The organism is Desulfitobacterium sp. LBE, assembly GCF_007830365.1.
GTDB classification, from domain to species: Bacteria; Bacillota; Desulfitobacteriia; order Desulfitobacteriales; family Desulfitobacteriaceae; genus Desulfitobacterium; species Desulfitobacterium hafniense.
This window is the reverse complement of sequence record NZ_VLKD01000001.1, coordinates 5,305,224-5,320,566: the sequence shown is the minus strand read 5'-3', so window position 1 is coordinate 5,320,566 and position 15,343 is coordinate 5,305,224. Positions and strand designations below refer to the sequence as shown.

The following is a 15,343-nucleotide window of genomic DNA, read 5'->3' as shown; positions in this document are numbered from 1 at the left end:
AATATGAAAAAATATCATAAAATGTCCTGTATAGGAGTTGAACATATTTGATTAAATATTATGATCGCAAAACCCAAACCTATCAGATCGAAAAAGTCGCCGGGGAGAAAATGATTCGCTGGACTTATTCCTCTCCTGTGGGGATGAGACTATTGGAAACGGTGGTCAAAAAAAGGATGTGCTCCAGCTTTTATGGCTGGTATCTTGATCGGCCCATCAGCCGGCGCAAGATCCACCCTTTTGTCTGCAAATTTGATTTAGACTTATCCATTGCCGAGAAAAACCTCAAAGAGTTTTCCTCATTTAATGATTTCTTTTACCGTAAGCTGAAGCCGTCAGCCCGTTCTATCGACCCCTGTCAAGACTCCCTCATCTCTTTGGGGGATGGTAAATTGCTGGCCTACGAAGACATTGATTTGGACTGCCTGGTCCAGGTTAAAGGCCTTACTTACAGTCTTAAAGAACTGATTAAAGACCCGGAGACGGCTTCAAAATACAAGAGAGGCACCTGCTTGATTCTACGGCTATGCCCCACGGATTATCACCGTTTTCATTTTATCGACAGCGGTATCTGTGAACCCTCTCACCGTATTAAAGGCTCTTACTACTCCGTTAATCCGGTGGCTCTGCAGAAGGTAGCCAAGCTTTTCTGCGAGAACAAAAGGGAATGGAGCATTTTCCATTCAGACCATTTCGGGGATATTCTCACCATCGAAGTAGGCGCTACTTTTGTAGGCTCCATCATTCAGAGCTACACTCCCCACCAACCGGTGGCCCGGGGAGATGAAAAAGGCTATTTCAAATTCGGCGGTTCCACGGTTCTGCTCTTTTTCGAAGAAAATAAGATTAAGATCGATCCCGATATTGTTGAACAGACAAAATTAGGCTATGAGACTTATATTCTTTTCGGAGAAAAAATCGGTGTCCGCCATAAGGGCCGATAATTTACTCATACCGTGGCGTTATCAGCAGCGGATGGCCTCAGGTAAATACGAATTGCACCAGGGCCATATAGAGCACCGTTCCTCCGCCGATGCTGAGCAGCACATTGTTTTTCCACAGATGAATAAAGATGATAAACCCGATGGCAATCCCTTCCGGCAGCCCATAAGGAGCAGCCAGGAGGGATACATTTTTTAGACAATAGATAATCAACATAGCAATAGCAGCGAAGGGAATCACCTGACCAAGGTAAAGGATAAAAGCCGGCGTCTCCTTATGTGAAGGGAATAAAAGAAAGGGCAGCCCTCTGGTGAGAATTGTTCCCAGAGCGATCACTGCGATGATAACAAGGGACTGTTGGCTGGTAAGTATCATACTTGCTCCTCCTTGATAGCCATGGGAGTCGTTTCTGCCCCATCAAGTATGGACACCCGAGCCGACTTATAGAGGTTCTCCAGCGGCTTTCTGAACAGGAAAAGGATCCCAATGATGGCAACCATGGCGGGAATAATAAAATGTTCCGGTCCAAACACCCATAAGCAAAGCACTGAAGCGCCGAGGCCGATTAGAGCCGGAGCATGCTGCTTCTGGGACTTCCATTGTTCCAGAAAGATCACCACAAACAGAGCTGTCATCACAAAGTCTATCCCTTTCGTATTAAAAGACACCATGGACCCTAATATGCCGCCCAGGGCACAAGCAGCAATCCAGTAACTATGATTGAGGATCGTCACAAAAAACATGAACCAGCCACGATTTACTCCCTGGGGAGGATTCGTGGCACAAAGAATGGAGAAGGTCTCATCCGTAAGCCCAAAGACTAAATAAGGCTTTTTCCTTCCCGCTTCGCTGTACTTGCCTAAAAGAGAGAGACCGTAAAACAAATGCCTGGCATTCACCATCAAGGTCATAATAAAAGCATTTAAGGGATTAAAAGCCATGGTCAGCAGATTAATCGCCACATATTGCATAGAGCCGGCATAAATAAAAACACTCATCAGGATGGCCCAGCCAAAATGATAGCCCTTACTGTTTAAAAGAATCCCAAAGGCCATACCGAGAAATAAGTAGCCGGTCATTACCGGCAATGTATAGGGAAACGCCGCTTTCAAGGCTTTGATCTTATCCTGCATACTGGGTTGCTCTCCTCCTCTGCTCTTTCCATTCAACTCCATAGGCAACTCATACCTACTTAAAAAAATCGCCCCTAATCTTGATCTATAGGTATGGTTAACGTGCATTTATCTCTGTTCATGACAATACTGGTTTCTACTTTATCCACCCCCGGAATAGCCATAATGGTGTCGATGATAAAATCCCGAAAAGTAGCAATGTCCTTCGCCACCACTTTTAAAAGAAAATCCCGGCTGCCCGTCACTGTATAGCATTCGAGAACATTAGGGATTTCATTAATCGTCGCCAAAAAATGGTTGGCAACCTCTCTATTGAGAGGAGAAAGATTCACCATCGTGAAGGCAATTAACTCAACGCCAAGCTTTTTCTCATCGACAAAGGCAGTATATTGCTTAATGACCCCTTGTTCTTTTAAGTTTTTTGTCCGTGTTAAACAGGCCGAGGGCGATAAGCCAATCTTCTTCGATAGTTCCAAATTTGAGATAGAGGAATCTTCCTGCAAAGCATGGATAATGGCTTTATCCTGAGTGTCAAGATTAATTTCCAATTTAATTCTCCTTTTATAAAAATAACAAAATAAAATTCTAAATTACTATTTATATACTATATATTATTCTTTTCATTCTGACAAGCATTATCTGACAGCAGCGCTATAAATTGTGACAATAATACTATAAATCATGACAGCTGCCATTAAAGAAAGCTGCCCTAAATCATCGGGCAGCTTTATGCTTTACAAGCTATATACTGATCATCCAGCCTCTTTGCGTCAAAGCCTTTTCTGAATTATTCATTGCTTCCCGCCTTAAAAGCGGCAACACGAGAAGCGCACAAGATGGAAAGGAATTTAGATTCCGGAGTATCCGCACGACTGGGCAGAATGATCGGTGCTTTTGCTCCAAAGACTAATCCGGCTGAACGAAAAGAAGCTAAACAGGTGGCTGCTTTATAGATGGCATTGCCCGTCTCAATATTTGGCACCAAAAGGATATCCGCCTGCCCGGCTACCTCACTTCCCCGGATGCCTTTATGCTCGGCCCTTTCCACATTGACGGCGTTATCAAGGGCAAAAGGCCCATCCACCAGGCAATCTTTAATCTGGCCCCGGCGATTCATCTGAGTGAGTATAGCAGCATCTAAGGTTGAAGGTATATCGGGATTAACCACCTCAAGAGCAGAGAGGGCCGCAACTTTGGGCTGCTCTACACCTAAGGCCCGGGCCACTGTCACTGCATTTCTGATGATATCCGCTTTTTGCTTGATATCCGGGGCGATGTTCATTCCTGCATCGGTAATCAACAGCAGCCGATTTAAACTCGGAACTTCAATAATGGCAATATGACTAAGGGTTGAGCCCGCCCTTAAGCCCTTCTCTTTATCCAGCACAGCTTTGAGGATCTCCGCCGTTTGCAGCATGCCCTTCATGAGCAGATCGGCTTGACCTTCACGAACCAGATTGCTGGCATATAGGGCAGCTTTCCTGACATTGGGTTCATGAACAAGGGGGCTGTCTGCAAGATCGATGCCCATTTCCTCAGCATAGCGGCGTATTTTTCCTTCATCTCCTACCAATATAGGCAAGGCCGCTCCCAGCTCCTTAGCCTTAAAAACTGCTTCTAAAACAGGTTTATCGTGGGCCGCGGCTACGGCAATCCTTTGGGGTGGCTTCAATACTTCAGATAAAATTCTAGCGAACATTCTCTATCTCCTTACTCCATAATGCTTAACCTTTTCCCGCCCGGTCAGTACAGCAAAAGCTCCCTCAGCCATAGCCTGCAATTCATCCTCACCCGGGTATACCGTAACCGGAGCCATTTTCCTTACCCGCTGGTCAATCAATTGGACAAACCGCCGGCTATAAGCCAATCCTCCCGTTAGTATGATTCCCTCCACTTCTCCCTCGAGAGCGGCAGCCATAGCCCCAATTTGCTTGGAAACTTGATAGGCCATGGCCTCCACTACCAATCGGGCATAGTCATCCCCTTGGTCGATTCTTTTCTCTGCTTCCCGCAAATCATTGGTTCCCAGAAGCATTTGCATCCCGCTCTTGGACATGACCTGGGTAAAAATAGTTTCCTTGGTGTAGAGTCCGGAAAAGCACAGCTCGATAACAGCCGATACGGGTAATCCACCTGCCCGTTCCGGCCCAAAAGGACCATCCCCGGCCGAAGCGTCATTGACATCGATGGTTCGTCCATTCTGGTGGGCACTGACTGAAATGCCCCCGCCCAGGTGAGCCACAATCAGGCGGCTCTCTTCATATCTCTTTTGGTTCTCTCTGCAAAACCGCTTTGCTATATATTTGGAATTAAGGGCATGAAAAATGCTGCGCCGCGCAATAGCTTTGATTCCCGTAAGCCTGGCCTGAGGAATCATTTCATCGATGGTCACCGGGTCCACCACATAAGCGGGAATGGATAGTTGCCGGCCTATTTCATAAGCAATGACTCCACCTAAAGAAGAAGCATGACGCATAGACTCCTCACTTGTTAAATCATGAACCAGATGTTCATCAAGCAAATACGTTCCGGATTCTAAAGATTTGACCATACCACAACGGCCGACCACAGCCTGCAGGGAAGTCATGGGAATGCCGGATTCCTGCACAGAGTTCAGGACAAATGCCCTGCGCAACTCCTTCTGCTCCATAATACTGGCATAGCCCTCCAATTCAGCACGGTGATAGCGAACGGTTTTATCAAATACACAGGTTAAATTCTCATAAATCCCGATCTTTGTAGAAGTAGAGCCTGGATTGATGACTAAAATCCGAACTGCAGGTTCCGCCAATCCTATTCCTCCTCAATTTTGCCGATACAGAGATGATTGAACTAAATTGCCTCCACTACGACTGCCATAGCCGGTCCTCCTCCGGCGCAAAGAGATGCACAGCCATACTGATTGCGGCGGCGCTTCATTTCCTGGACCAAGGTCAAAATAAGACGGGCACCGGTCATCCCTACAGGATGGCCCAGGGAAATTCCTGAGCCATTGACATTGACCTTATTCAAATCCAGCTTCAGTTCCCGGTTACAGGCCAGGAATTGAGCAGCAAAGGCTTCATTGATTTCCCAGAGGTCAATATCTTTGGTATCCATCCGGGCAAAGTTCAGAGCACGCTTAACAGCCGGTACCACACCAAACCCCATGATTTTAGGATCCACGGAAGCAGAAGCCGTGGCCACAATCCGGGCCAAGGGCTTAAACCCCAGCTCCTGGGCCTTTTCCCCGGACATCAGCAGCAAAGCCACCGCCCCATCATTGAGACTAGAGGCATTCCCCGCCGTCACCGTCCCCTCTTTTTGGAAAGCCGGCCTCAGCTTGGCAAAGCTCTCCAGCGTGACATCTTCACGAGGGTGCTCATCCTCAGCAATAAGGCGGGTTTCTTTCTTGGTTACGATCTCCACCGGAACAATCTCTTCTTTAAATTTTCCCTCTTTCAGAGCCCGACAGGCCCGCCGGTGGCTTTCCAAAGCATGCTCATCCTGCTCTTCCCGGGAAATGCCGTACATCTCCGCCAGATTCTCGGCTGTAATCCCCATATGATAGTTATAGAAGGCATCAATCAGAGCATCATACAGCAAACCATCGTGAAGGGTATCAGACCCCATCCGATAGCCTCCGCGAGCCTTGAGCAGGAGATAGGGCACATTGGTCATGCTTTCTATTCCCACAGCAGCTCCAATCTGGATCTTCCCCAGCATAATTTCTTGGCTTACCATCTCTGTAGCCCGCATGGATGAAGGACATTGCTGATTGATAGTGGCCGCCACCGTTTCTACAGGACAACCGACTCCCATAGCCACTTGACGAGCGGGGTTCCCTTTACATCCCGCCTGATAGACATGGCCGGCTATCACCTCTTCTATCTGAGCCGGCTCAAGGTTGGATTTCTGAAGCGCCCCCTTCAGAGCAATCATTCCCAAATCCACGGCCTTAAAATCTTTAAGTGCTCCATTGAAATCCCCAATAGGTGTTCTGGCACCGCTCACAATAACTACATCCTGCATCAATAGACCCCTCCCCTTTTCATCCTCGGTACTGTTATGGCTATTCTGAGTTGAATAGATATTAACTTCGAGGAATATTCTTAATATTCTACCATTTATGTATTTCTCCTCTAAGCGGCCAATTTTTTATATAAAAAAGCCCTCAGAAAATTCTTTGGGCTCATTTGTCTTTATATTAGATTTTTAAATTGTTGTTCAGGCTCTACTTATATGCATGACATTATTCACTTCTTCGGATCATGGTCTTCCATTTGCTCCATCAACTTCTGAATGGCTTTCTTCTCAATGCGGGAGACATAGGATCTGGAGATGCCCAAAGCCTTAGCTATTTCGCGCTGAGTTCTTCTGGGGCTGTTCATCAAACCATAACGCAGCTGCAGAACAAGCCGCTCCCGGCGAGTTAGATTTTTGACTTTATCCAGAAGGACCCGCTGTTCGAATTCATTTTCTATCCGGTCCGATATAGCCTCACCTTCTGAAGCCAGAACATCCATCAGGGATATTTCGTTCCCTTCCTTATCCACTCCAATCGGATCGTAGATAGAGACTTCACCGCGGGATTTTTTGAGGGATCTGAGGTGCATGAGAATCTCATTTTCAATACAGCGGGCCGCATAAGTCGCCAGCTTCGTCCCTTTCCCAGGATCAAAGGTATCAATTCCTTTGATCAGGCCAATCGTACCAATGGAAATCAAGTCGTCACTGTCTTCTCCCGTACCGTCGAACTTCTTGACCAAATGGGCCACCAACCGCAGGTTATGCTCCACCAGCTTATTGCGGGCATATTCCGCTTTGGTAAGATCTTTGGGAGTGGCTTCCGGGCTTTTGCTGGCTCTAAGAACTTTAAGATAATGAGCTTCATCCTGTTCGTTAAGAGGGTGTGGGAAAGCATTATTATTGATATAGGAGACAAGAAGGGTTACCCCTTTCAAAACAGTCAAGGCAATACTGGCAACAAGGATTTCGGTCAACATGATTTAAGCCACTCCTTTCACGCTTACGTTTTAATAACTATGCGAAAGGAGGGCAATTTCTGCTTGGCCCTTTTACCTTTTTAATTTTTGCGGGGATGCCGGTTGATTGTTTTTTAAGTAAATGCAGCTTCTACTTTATTTTGAGCTACAAAAAAAATGACCCTTCAGGCCATTTTTCAATGCAAATCATCAACTGTTTAAAAGTTATCCATCATTCGGATTACGCTGCTGTTCTTCAGTCATATAATCCTCATCCAGCACTTTCTTTGCTGCCGGTTTTACTGTGCTGGCATAAGCAATCAAGTGAATTTCTCCGTTAAGTACCCCTTCCGAATGGACAAAGTTTAAGCTTGCTAATGTAAATCGCTGATCATTGGCAGATTGAAGATCATTGATCAATTTCGTAATCTGTTCTTGAGAACCGCGGCAATTAAGCACTAGGCGTTGGGCAATATAATCCTTCTCCCCTTGAGTCTCACCGAAAGATACATGCAGAGGCTCAACCTGATTTTGCTTGGCTATCGTATAAAGCTCAACCACTATATCGGGCTTATGGATGGCCGAAGGAATCTGCTTCCACAGCTCCTCAGACTGTTTCTCCAGATTCTTTATCTCCGCCGACAAGTAAGCTTCCTGCCCCGAATATCCAAGAAGCAGCTCATAACGGCTTTGCCTTTCCTGATACATCCCTTTCAGGGTTTGGATATCGGCCCACTTTGGGGTGAATAAATAGGTGTAATAAGCATAGGATACCCCGACGACCAACAGCACCACTAATAAAAAAACCTGCCTAGACTCTTTACTCATGCTTTTCCCACTTTTCCATTCTTACTATTCTTCCCTGAACCTAAGCTCACCTGAGTTTGAAATCCATGACAATAGTTTGCCTTTCATCCTTAAGAGACAAGGCTCCGATATCCTGAGTCTCAAAATACTGGGACACATTCATAGCCGACCAGAAATTGGCCGCATCCACCGGTGATAAGAAACTTATGGATGCCCTGAGAGTGTTGTCTTGGTTTAAGGTGACATTCTCTAAAATTGCGCCGGCAGGGAGGGATTCCTTAAGACGATCGAGCACTTCCCCGGGGTTCTTTCTCTGCCCCCCAACGAAATCAAGCACTTTTTCCTGTAACCCGAGCTGTTCCTCAAGGGCTTGCACCTGGTAAACCTTGCCGTCTATCTCCTGCAGAGCTGCGATCCGCTGATTCAGCACCGCCAGTTCAGTGTTTAGTTCATACTCATAAACCCATGGAAGGCTTCCCAGCACTATACAAACAAGACCGGCGAGCACACCTAAGGCAATGCGCACCCTTTTGTTCCTGGCCGCTCGTTGTGGTGCCTTAAGCCTGACTCTCCATCTCTGGGCAAAATTCAACTGTACTCTCTCTCGCATTTAATCCTCCCGGAAGGCCAGCCCATACAAGCTTCCATACTTTATCCCTTGATTCACCAAATGTCTGGACTTTTTATTGAAGACCGGCATCCAGTCCCCTGGAAAACCTACTTTGGCCTGAATACCCATATTCCTTTCGAAAATTTCTTCCAAGCCGGGAAAATCCGCACACTCCCCTGTAATAAAAATCTGATCCGCCGTCTTGCCATAGTGGCGGGAAGCAAAAAAGTTCAAAAACTCGCTTAAGGCATTAAATACAGGGACTAAATTATCTTCTAACTCACTTTGATAAACTCTGTCGGCCCCGTCAACACCTTCAGTCCGCTCCTTCGCCTCATCCTGCTCATTCAGCCCATCAAGAGAAATTCCCATATCCGAATACAGAAACAGCACACCATGCTCTAAAAGAACAAACTCCACCCGGTCAGCCCCCAAATCCACCACCGCTAAATCCCTTGCCGAAGCTTGCCGTTTATTCTCCTCCCATTTGGATAAGCGGCTATACAATCGGCATAAACTGTCTGCCGCAAAATCAGTGACCTTGGGAGTGACCCCGAGCTGTTCCCATATCTGCCACTGTTTGGACCATTCCGAAAAGGGGATTGCCACCAAAAGGACCCTCAGCCGTTCCTGATCCTCTTCTTTGATCCTTTCTAAAATCCGGTAGTCCACCAGATAATCGAAAATATTCAATGTAAAATATTGATCCACCTGCTCTGTCAGCAGCTTCTCCAAATCCTTATAGGATAATACAGGAAGAGTGATCATGCGCGTGATCACACCTGGGCAGGAAAGGGCATAGTTCAGCTTTTTCAGGGGTATTCTCTCTTTGGCCGCCCATTGCTTTAAACCTCTCAGACCAAGCGCCGCTCCCTGCCCAGCCTGGGTCTGCCCAAGCACTTCCTCCTGCTCTGTAACCATGTTCATACCCTCAGGAGCCAAGCCCTCTCCTCTATACTCAAAAAGACCATGAATCTTCAGCTTATTCCCGTGCCGTGAGACTTTGGCCACCGTCCAATGCTGGCCATGGACCAAGGCCACCCATTTTTTCTTTCTAATCACAGTCTCTCTCCTTCGGACATCTTAATCGTCTCCTTACACAGTTAGGGGCCGGAAAGGACCTCCCGCTCCCAGATAATCAGCCCTGAATCCTCGTCCCCTTCATGAGATTCAGATACTTTTATTTCGGTCACGCCAACTCGATTAATAACAATATCGCTTCTCTCCGGATGGTTATAAGTATATGAAGCAGAAACCAATGTTGCATTACATCCCTCAACTCCGGTATCCATTACACCCGTGAGAACATTACCTGAAATAGAAGCTATTTGAGGATATGTACTTGACCAGATCACCTTACTGGTAACATCTTCTGTGGTTCCATCAGAAAAAAGGGCTGTCGCCCTAAATGTAACCTTTTCACCCTCCTTTATGATCATAGAAGATGGTGAAATAACCACGCTTTGCAGAGTGACACAATCTTCCAATAGCTCCCAAGGCCCATTAGGATCGGAAGCATCAGGAGGACCCTGCGGATTATTCCATTTTACGCGATACCGTTTTCCGTTATAGCTGACAACTTCTTTCTCCGGATAAGCTTCGTACGGGCGCCATTCATCGATCAGCTCACGCCACATACCGCTGGAACGCTCTGTATTTTTACCGGGTTCATTTCCGGTCCCATGTCCATTCCACCTTGCTTGCCAATAAGTGGATCTATAATAGATAATCGTATTCCCATTAACAAGTTCATAAAAATTAGAAACTCTGTAATGATTGGTTATTTCCTGCCAAGTGGTCCAGGGAGCCCCAGGCAGCTCACCTACATAGCCATTATGACGAGCACGATATAATCTCTCAACACTCCTGCCATCGATCATAACACTATAAACAACGTAATCACCTTCTATATATCTATGGTTCAAATCCCAATAGGGATAAGCCGGCTCTCCTCCCCCAGGCCCGCCCGATCCTTCGCCTCCGCCAACACCTTCGGTTCCTATGGTAAACCCGGCGGTTTTTGTCCTCGTAATTTTACCATAGCTCCCCCTGCTGAAGATTATAAATGAGTTTGCTTCAGAGCCATTTTCCCACCAAATATCAAAATCCCCCCCATTATTCAATGGATCGCTTGGTGGATTAGCCAGTGAAGGGAGATCCTCCAATGAAAGAGGCTCATCTCCTGCTTTAATCTCATTAACCAGAAGTAGGGAAATTCCATACTGAATACCTGCATCCGCCAGATTGTTGGCCAGAATAGCTCCTTGTTCGGAATTGACCAGTTTCATATTCGACCTAACTAAGAAGAAAAACACTCCGGAAATCATTGTAATAACCAGCATCGCCATAACGACGGTTAACAGAGCCGCCCCCCGTTCCTTCATCCCTATTCCCCCTAATACATCCGAATCCATGTTAACAATTCCTGTTCATAGGTTCCGGAAGTGCTTCTGGCTTTGAGGTGAATCTGCAGAAGATGCTCAGTAAGCGGTTGGATAGTCAGAGCATCGATCTCATCAGCGATAAGATGCACTTCATTGGTCGAAGTGTCCCGATACCAAAGCTTTTTATCCCAATAATCATAATAGATTTCCGTGCCACCAGGCAATTTGCTCATATCCCCATTTAAGACATCCGGCACCGGCCTGATATTGATCAGGCAGCGGGATGTTCCTCCCGGTTCATTGGCATACACACCTTCATTATGCCGCCCGCCCTCAGCCGTATCACCGGCATAATAAGCTACATAGCGATTGAGCCTGACTTCATCCAGCAGATGAACTATGGCTGATCTTGCCTTTTGTTGGATCGCATCCTGACCGCTGGCTGTATTGAGCATGCGGATCTCCCCCCGCATCAGCTGAGAGATGATCATCATCAGTATCCCGAAAATGACAATGGCTATCATCACTTCCAGGATAGTAAATCCTTCTTCCCGTTGCTTGTTCATTCTCTTATCACCCTGTATGTGGCTAAAACGACCGGTTCAGGATCGGTTGGGGAATTGCGCAGAGATACCTTTACCTCAATCTTTTCCAGATGGTCATTTACCCTATGGGTAGTCATCACCGGGACAAAATCTGTAAAGCCTGGGATAGTCACCGCAGGGGTAACCCCCTCCATCTCCGCCTCTAGCACGCCTGCCGCATAGAAGAGCATCTGCTCCCTGACTTGGCTCCGGTAAGCATATTTATGAGACACAGCATCGCTTTGCAAAACAAAACCGACACCAATCATCAAGATAGTCAGAGCGACAGCCACTTCCAAAACAGTCATCCCCTGTTCCCTGCTTTTGCCTTCCATCCCGTTCCCTCCTGCTGTCCAAATGCCGGTTAGGGCCAGACCATGAACAGATGTCCTGTCTTTTTCTCAATCTGAATTCCCACCCTGCGCCCGCTTCCCGCCTCCAGCCAAATCGTTCCGCTCTGGGATACAAACCCCCGATGGTCATAGAACAGCCCATGGCCAAGGGTCTCACCGCTCCCCAATCGAATCTCTGGCAGCCATAGGTTGTCGGCATCATCAGGCTTAAAGACAACCCCCATATCAAATCCATAGCTCTCCACCGCCACACCCGGGCTGCTTACACTCTCGAAAAGAGATACTCTCTCCGCCGTCAGCAGCACATAAATTGACTTTCTCCGATCCATAGACAATTGCTTGGCATATTTAAGTTCAGCCATAACGGCCTGGGCGGAGCTTTCCAGCCGGTACTGCTCCCTCACCCCTTGATATTTGGGTACCCCAAAAGCCATGATAATGCCGATCACCGTGATCACGATCAGCAGCTCAATCAAGGTAAAGCCCCTCTCAGCATTTCTATTCCCAAGATCAGGCATCCATGGCATACTCCACTCTCCCTATTACTGAGTCCCTGTCGCCATGCTGAAGATGGGCAGGGCGATGGCAATAATCATGCCCCCGGCAAAAATACCGATAATAACGGTAAATACCGGTTCCACCAAGGAGATCATCCGGGCTATTCCCAGCTCTACCTTTTTATCGTAAAGATCGGCGACTTCCTCCAGCATTTCTTCAAGTCGGCCCGTCTCTTCACCAATGGATATCATCTGAACCACCAAAGGATCAAAGAATTTCTCCTGTCCAAAAGCCTGCGTCAGGGGTTCACCCTTAATAATCCGCTCCCGTATACGCGCGATTCCCGTCCGTGATACTTCATTGCCCACAATGGTCTCCATGGAGTTCAGAATCGGAACCATGGGAATGGAAGAATGAAGAAAGAGGGCAAAGGTCCGGCTGAATCTGGAGATCACAATATTTTTTATATTTATCCCCAAAATTGGCATACCAAGCATCAGGGCATCCCGATAGTAACGGTATTTCGGAATTTTAAATAACCAATTCAAACCAAAAACTAACCCGATCAAGCCGGCCAGCAAATAGATGCCATAATTGGAAAAGAAGTCGGCAGTGTTAATAATCATCCGGGTGGGTAAGGGCAGACTTTGACCGCTTTCCGTCAGCATACCTGTGATCTCCGGCAAGAGGAAATTCATGAAAAAGAATATAATGCCAATAAGCACTGTCAGCAGAATAACCGGATAGATGGAAGCACTTTGCACTTTCTTGCGGATATAATTCTCCCGATCGTAATATTCCGCCATGCTGGTCAAGACAGATTCCAGGTTCCCGCTCTCTTCCCCTACGGCCACCAGATTGATCAATAAATCCGGCAAGGCGCCCCGGCAATCCCGCATCGCTTGGGAAAGGGAATCTCCCCTGCTCACTCCCCGCACGATGATCTCCAAAACCTCCTGCAATTCCTTATCTTCCAGCTGAAGCTTGAGAACCTCCAGCCCCCGGACAAGATTAGCCCCGGAGCGAACCATCATCGCCAGCTGGCTGCAAAAAGCGGAGATAGATTCATACTTGACCTTAGTCATAATTCTTTTATTAAGCAAAGCGTTTAATCCCCGGGGTTCCAGCAAAGATATAACCTGCCAGCCATTTTCCTGAATCATCCGCCTGGCCGCCTCATAATCCGCTGCCTCTAAAGTGCCTTCGGCGACACTCATCTGCTCATCAATTACTTTGTACTTAAACCGCATCTTGCACCCCCCGCAAGGAGGAAATTTCATTTACCTTATTGTATCATTCATTGACATAAGTAACGCGGAGAAGCTCTTCGATGGTCGTCACCCCATTGAGCACCAGATCCGTCGCTGATTTTTTCAGTGTAATCATCCCTTGACTGATGGCATATTCCCGCAATTCGTCGGCTGTGGCCCCTCTGCTAATCAGATTTCTATGTCCGCCGTAGATGGGCATAATCTCGAAAATAGCGGTACGGCCTTTATAGCCTGAATCATGGCAATAGGGGCATCCGGTTCCCCGTCTCAGCTTTAAGGGGAAATCCTGAGAGAGTCCTAAAAAGGCATAGTCTTTGAGCTCTGCCGGGTATTCCTGGACACAATTGGGACAAATCTTGCGCACCAAACGTTGGGATATAATTCCAACTACCGAAGCAGAAATAAGAAAAGGCTCGATCTCCATATCCACCAGGCGGGTCACCGCACTGGGAGCATCATTAGTATGAATCGTGGACAGGACAAGATGACCTGTCAAGGCCGATCTCACCGCGATCTCGGCAGTTTCGTTGTCCCGCATCTCTCCCACCATGATGATATCCGGGTCCTGACGGAGAATGGAACGCAAGCCCTTGGCAAAGGTCAACCCAGCCTTGGGATTAACCTGCATTTGATTGACCCCTTTAAAATTATATTCCACCGGATCTTCCAACGTGATGATGTTCTTCTCCGGGGTGTTCAGCTGATTCAGTGCCGTATATAAGGTGGTGGTTTTACCGCTTCCTGTAGGGCCGGTAACCAGCACGATACCGTATGGCTTCGCAATCAGTTCATCAAAAAGCTCCAGATTATGGCCTTGAAGGCCAAGGGAGGCCTTTTCTAGGATCACCGAACCCTTATCCAGAATACGCAGCACCACCTTTTCTCCATACATGGTCGGTGCCGTGGAAACCCGCAGGTCGATCATCTTCCTGCCCACCAGATAGGTGATCCGCCCATCCTGAGGAAGCCGCCGTTCGGCGATGTTGAGATCCGCCATAATCTTAACCCGGCTCACCACCGGCCCGGTCATCCCTACAGGAGTGCGCATAATCTCCCGGAGGACCCCGTCAATGCGGAAACGAACCCTCAGCTCATCATCCACAGGTTCGATATGAATATCGCTGGCAAAGTTATTGACCGCATTCTCAATAATCGTGTTCAGAAACTTAATAATGGGGGTGGCCTCTTCATCCGCCGTCTCCCCTCCGGCCTGCACCACCGTCAAGACAGGAGTTTGAGCGGCGGCCGCCACTTGATCGTGGCCCTTCTGTCTGACAAAATCGCTAACCGCTTTTTCCGCCTCACTGCGGCCGTAAAACCGGTCAATTGCCCGGAGAATATCCGCTTTTCTGGCCACACAAGGCTTGACCATCATCCCGGAGGCCAGGCGCAGGTCATCTAAAGCATAATAATCCGTGGGATCACTGGTGGCTACCAGAAGCTGGCCATTGGTAAAATCCACCGGCAAAACCGTATATTTGCGGGCAACGGCCTCAGGGATCATTTTGAGAATTTTCTCCGTAACCACTATTCGGTTTAAATCAACAGCCGGAAGCCCTAATTGCCTTTGGATGGTACGGAGGATCTCTTCTTCGGAAACAAAGTTCTGCCGAATCAGAACTTCACCAAGGCGCAGGCCCAGCGATTTCTGCTCCTTTAACGCTTCATTAAGCTGCTCTTCCGTCAGCGTCCCACCGGCAATCAGGATTTCGCCGAGACGCTTGCGTTCTTGTCGGATAGCCAAAGATAGTTCCTCCTTTCTCTGGTGCTGAGTTTTGGTGGAAATATGAGGGGGAC

17 protein-coding genes are annotated in these 15,343 nt (G+C 47.5%); 1 reads left to right on the top strand and 16 read right to left on the bottom strand.

Features of this window, described 5'->3' with window-relative positions:
- The first annotated feature begins 47 nt into the window (after nt 1-47).
- On the top strand, nt 48-944 hold the full coding sequence (locus tag DESLBE_RS25210) for a phosphatidylserine decarboxylase (RefSeq protein ID WP_144678491.1): 897 nt from the start codon (nt 48-50) through the stop codon (nt 942-944).
- A gap of 37 nt (nt 945-981) precedes the next feature.
- Here DESLBE_RS25210 and DESLBE_RS25205 read toward each other — a convergent pair whose 3' ends face one another.
- From DESLBE_RS25205 to DESLBE_RS25130, 16 genes are all read right to left on the bottom strand, one after another.
- Nucleotides 982-1,317 (bottom strand): AzlD domain-containing protein, encoded by a 336-nt coding sequence (locus DESLBE_RS25205; protein WP_072773442.1) that lies wholly within the window; start codon nt 1,315-1,317, stop codon nt 982-984.
- Nucleotides 1,314-2,075: an AzlC family ABC transporter permease gene (locus DESLBE_RS25200; protein WP_018306746.1), complete on the bottom strand. Its 762-nt coding sequence runs from the start codon at nt 2,073-2,075 to the stop codon at nt 1,314-1,316. The genes DESLBE_RS25205 and DESLBE_RS25200 overlap by 4 nt, the downstream gene beginning before the upstream one ends.
- Nucleotides 2,076-2,149: 74 nt before the next feature.
- Entirely contained in the window at nt 2,150-2,623 is a 474-nt protein-coding gene (locus DESLBE_RS25195) for an Lrp/AsnC family transcriptional regulator (protein WP_005810880.1), read from the bottom strand.
- Nucleotides 2,624-2,862: 239 nt separating this feature from the next.
- Nucleotides 2,863-3,774 (bottom strand): phosphate butyryltransferase, encoded by a 912-nt coding sequence (locus tag DESLBE_RS25190; RefSeq protein WP_144678490.1) that lies wholly within the window; start codon nt 3,772-3,774, stop codon nt 2,863-2,865.
- A gap of 3 nt (nt 3,775-3,777) precedes the next feature.
- Nucleotides 3,778-4,866 carry a butyrate kinase gene (buk, locus tag DESLBE_RS25185; protein WP_072773445.1) on the bottom strand — a complete coding sequence of 363 codons (1,089 nt, stop codon included), beginning with the start codon at nt 4,864-4,866 and terminating at the stop codon, nt 3,778-3,780.
- Nucleotides 4,867-4,907: 41 nt separating this feature from the next.
- Nucleotides 4,908-6,086: a thiolase family protein gene (locus tag DESLBE_RS25180; RefSeq protein WP_144678489.1), complete on the bottom strand. Its 1,179-nt coding sequence runs from the start codon at nt 6,084-6,086 to the stop codon at nt 4,908-4,910.
- Between the two features lie 224 nt (nt 6,087-6,310).
- Nucleotides 6,311-7,060, bottom strand: a complete 750-nt coding sequence (gene sigK, locus DESLBE_RS25175; protein ID WP_005810876.1) for an RNA polymerase sporulation sigma factor SigK — start codon at nt 7,058-7,060, stop codon at nt 6,311-6,313.
- Between the two features lie 204 nt (nt 7,061-7,264).
- On the bottom strand, nt 7,265-7,867 hold the full coding sequence (locus tag DESLBE_RS25170) for a hypothetical protein (RefSeq protein WP_015944653.1): 603 nt from the start codon (nt 7,865-7,867) through the stop codon (nt 7,265-7,267).
- 46 nt (nt 7,868-7,913) lie between these two features.
- On the bottom strand, nt 7,914-8,456 hold the full coding sequence (locus tag DESLBE_RS25165; RefSeq protein WP_015944654.1) for a hypothetical protein: 543 nt from the start codon (nt 8,454-8,456) through the stop codon (nt 7,914-7,916).
- Nucleotides 8,457-9,518: a pilus assembly protein PilM gene (gene pilM / locus DESLBE_RS25160; protein WP_144678488.1), complete on the bottom strand. Its 1,062-nt coding sequence runs from the start codon at nt 9,516-9,518 to the stop codon at nt 8,457-8,459.
- Between the two features lie 41 nt (nt 9,519-9,559).
- Nucleotides 9,560-10,744 (bottom strand): hypothetical protein, encoded by a 1,185-nt coding sequence (locus DESLBE_RS25155; protein WP_243131378.1) that lies wholly within the window; start codon nt 10,742-10,744, stop codon nt 9,560-9,562.
- 107 nt (nt 10,745-10,851) lie between these two features.
- On the bottom strand, nt 10,852-11,406 hold the full coding sequence (locus DESLBE_RS25150; protein WP_144678486.1) for a prepilin-type N-terminal cleavage/methylation domain-containing protein: 555 nt from the start codon (nt 11,404-11,406) through the stop codon (nt 10,852-10,854).
- Complete coding sequence (locus DESLBE_RS25145) at nt 11,403-11,759, bottom strand: prepilin-type N-terminal cleavage/methylation domain-containing protein (protein ID WP_015944658.1); 357 nt, start codon at nt 11,757-11,759, stop codon at nt 11,403-11,405. Before DESLBE_RS25145 ends, DESLBE_RS25150 begins: the two co-directional genes overlap by 4 nt.
- 29 nt (nt 11,760-11,788) lie before the next feature.
- Nucleotides 11,789-12,304 (bottom strand): prepilin-type N-terminal cleavage/methylation domain-containing protein, encoded by a 516-nt coding sequence (locus DESLBE_RS25140; protein WP_015944659.1) that lies wholly within the window; start codon nt 12,302-12,304, stop codon nt 11,789-11,791.
- A 15-nt stretch (nt 12,305-12,319) separates the two neighbouring features.
- The gene (locus DESLBE_RS25135; protein WP_015944660.1) at nt 12,320-13,525 is read right to left on the bottom strand and encodes a type II secretion system F family protein; all 1,206 of its coding nucleotides are present in this window, start codon (nt 13,523-13,525) and stop codon (nt 12,320-12,322) included.
- A gap of 43 nt (nt 13,526-13,568) precedes the next feature.
- A complete protein-coding gene (locus DESLBE_RS25130; protein ID WP_144678485.1) occupies nt 13,569-15,290 on the bottom strand; it encodes an ATPase, T2SS/T4P/T4SS family in 1,722 nt (573 codons plus the stop codon).
- Nucleotides 15,291-15,343 lie beyond the last annotated feature (53 nt).

What these genes read in the sequence shown, in the direction of transcription:
- DESLBE_RS25205 (WP_072773442.1), bottom strand. Translation starts at nt 1,317, where the DNA reads ATGATACTTACCAGCCAACAGTCCCTTGTTATCATCGCAGTGATCGCT.
- DESLBE_RS25200 (WP_018306746.1), bottom strand. Translation starts at nt 2,075, where the DNA reads ATGCAGGATAAGATCAAAGCCTTGAAAGCGGCGTTTCCCTATACATTG.
- DESLBE_RS25190 (WP_144678490.1), bottom strand. Translation starts at nt 3,774, where the DNA reads ATGTTCGCTAGAATTTTATCTGAAGTATTGAAGCCACCCCAAAGGATT.
- DESLBE_RS25180 (WP_144678489.1), bottom strand. Translation starts at nt 6,086, where the DNA reads ATGCAGGATGTAGTTATTGTGAGCGGTGCCAGAACACCTATTGGGGAT.
- sigK (WP_005810876.1), bottom strand. Translation starts at nt 7,060, where the DNA reads ATGTTGACCGAAATCCTTGTTGCCAGTATTGCCTTGACTGTTTTGAAA.
- DESLBE_RS25170 (WP_015944653.1), bottom strand. Translation starts at nt 7,867, where the DNA reads ATGAGTAAAGAGTCTAGGCAGGTTTTTTTATTAGTGGTGCTGTTGGTC.
- DESLBE_RS25165 (WP_015944654.1), bottom strand. Translation starts at nt 8,456, where the DNA reads ATGCGAGAGAGAGTACAGTTGAATTTTGCCCAGAGATGGAGAGTCAGG.
- DESLBE_RS25155 (WP_243131378.1), bottom strand. Translation starts at nt 10,744, where the DNA reads ATGAAACTGGTCAATTCCGAACAAGGAGCTATTCTGGCCAACAATCTG.
- DESLBE_RS25150 (WP_144678486.1), bottom strand. Translation starts at nt 11,406, where the DNA reads ATGAACAAGCAACGGGAAGAAGGATTTACTATCCTGGAAGTGATGATA.
- DESLBE_RS25145 (WP_015944658.1), bottom strand. Translation starts at nt 11,759, where the DNA reads ATGGAAGGCAAAAGCAGGGAACAGGGGATGACTGTTTTGGAAGTGGCT.
- DESLBE_RS25140 (WP_015944659.1), bottom strand. Translation starts at nt 12,304, where the DNA reads ATGCCATGGATGCCTGATCTTGGGAATAGAAATGCTGAGAGGGGCTTT.
- DESLBE_RS25135 (WP_015944660.1), bottom strand. Translation starts at nt 13,525, where the DNA reads ATGCGGTTTAAGTACAAAGTAATTGATGAGCAGATGAGTGTCGCCGAA.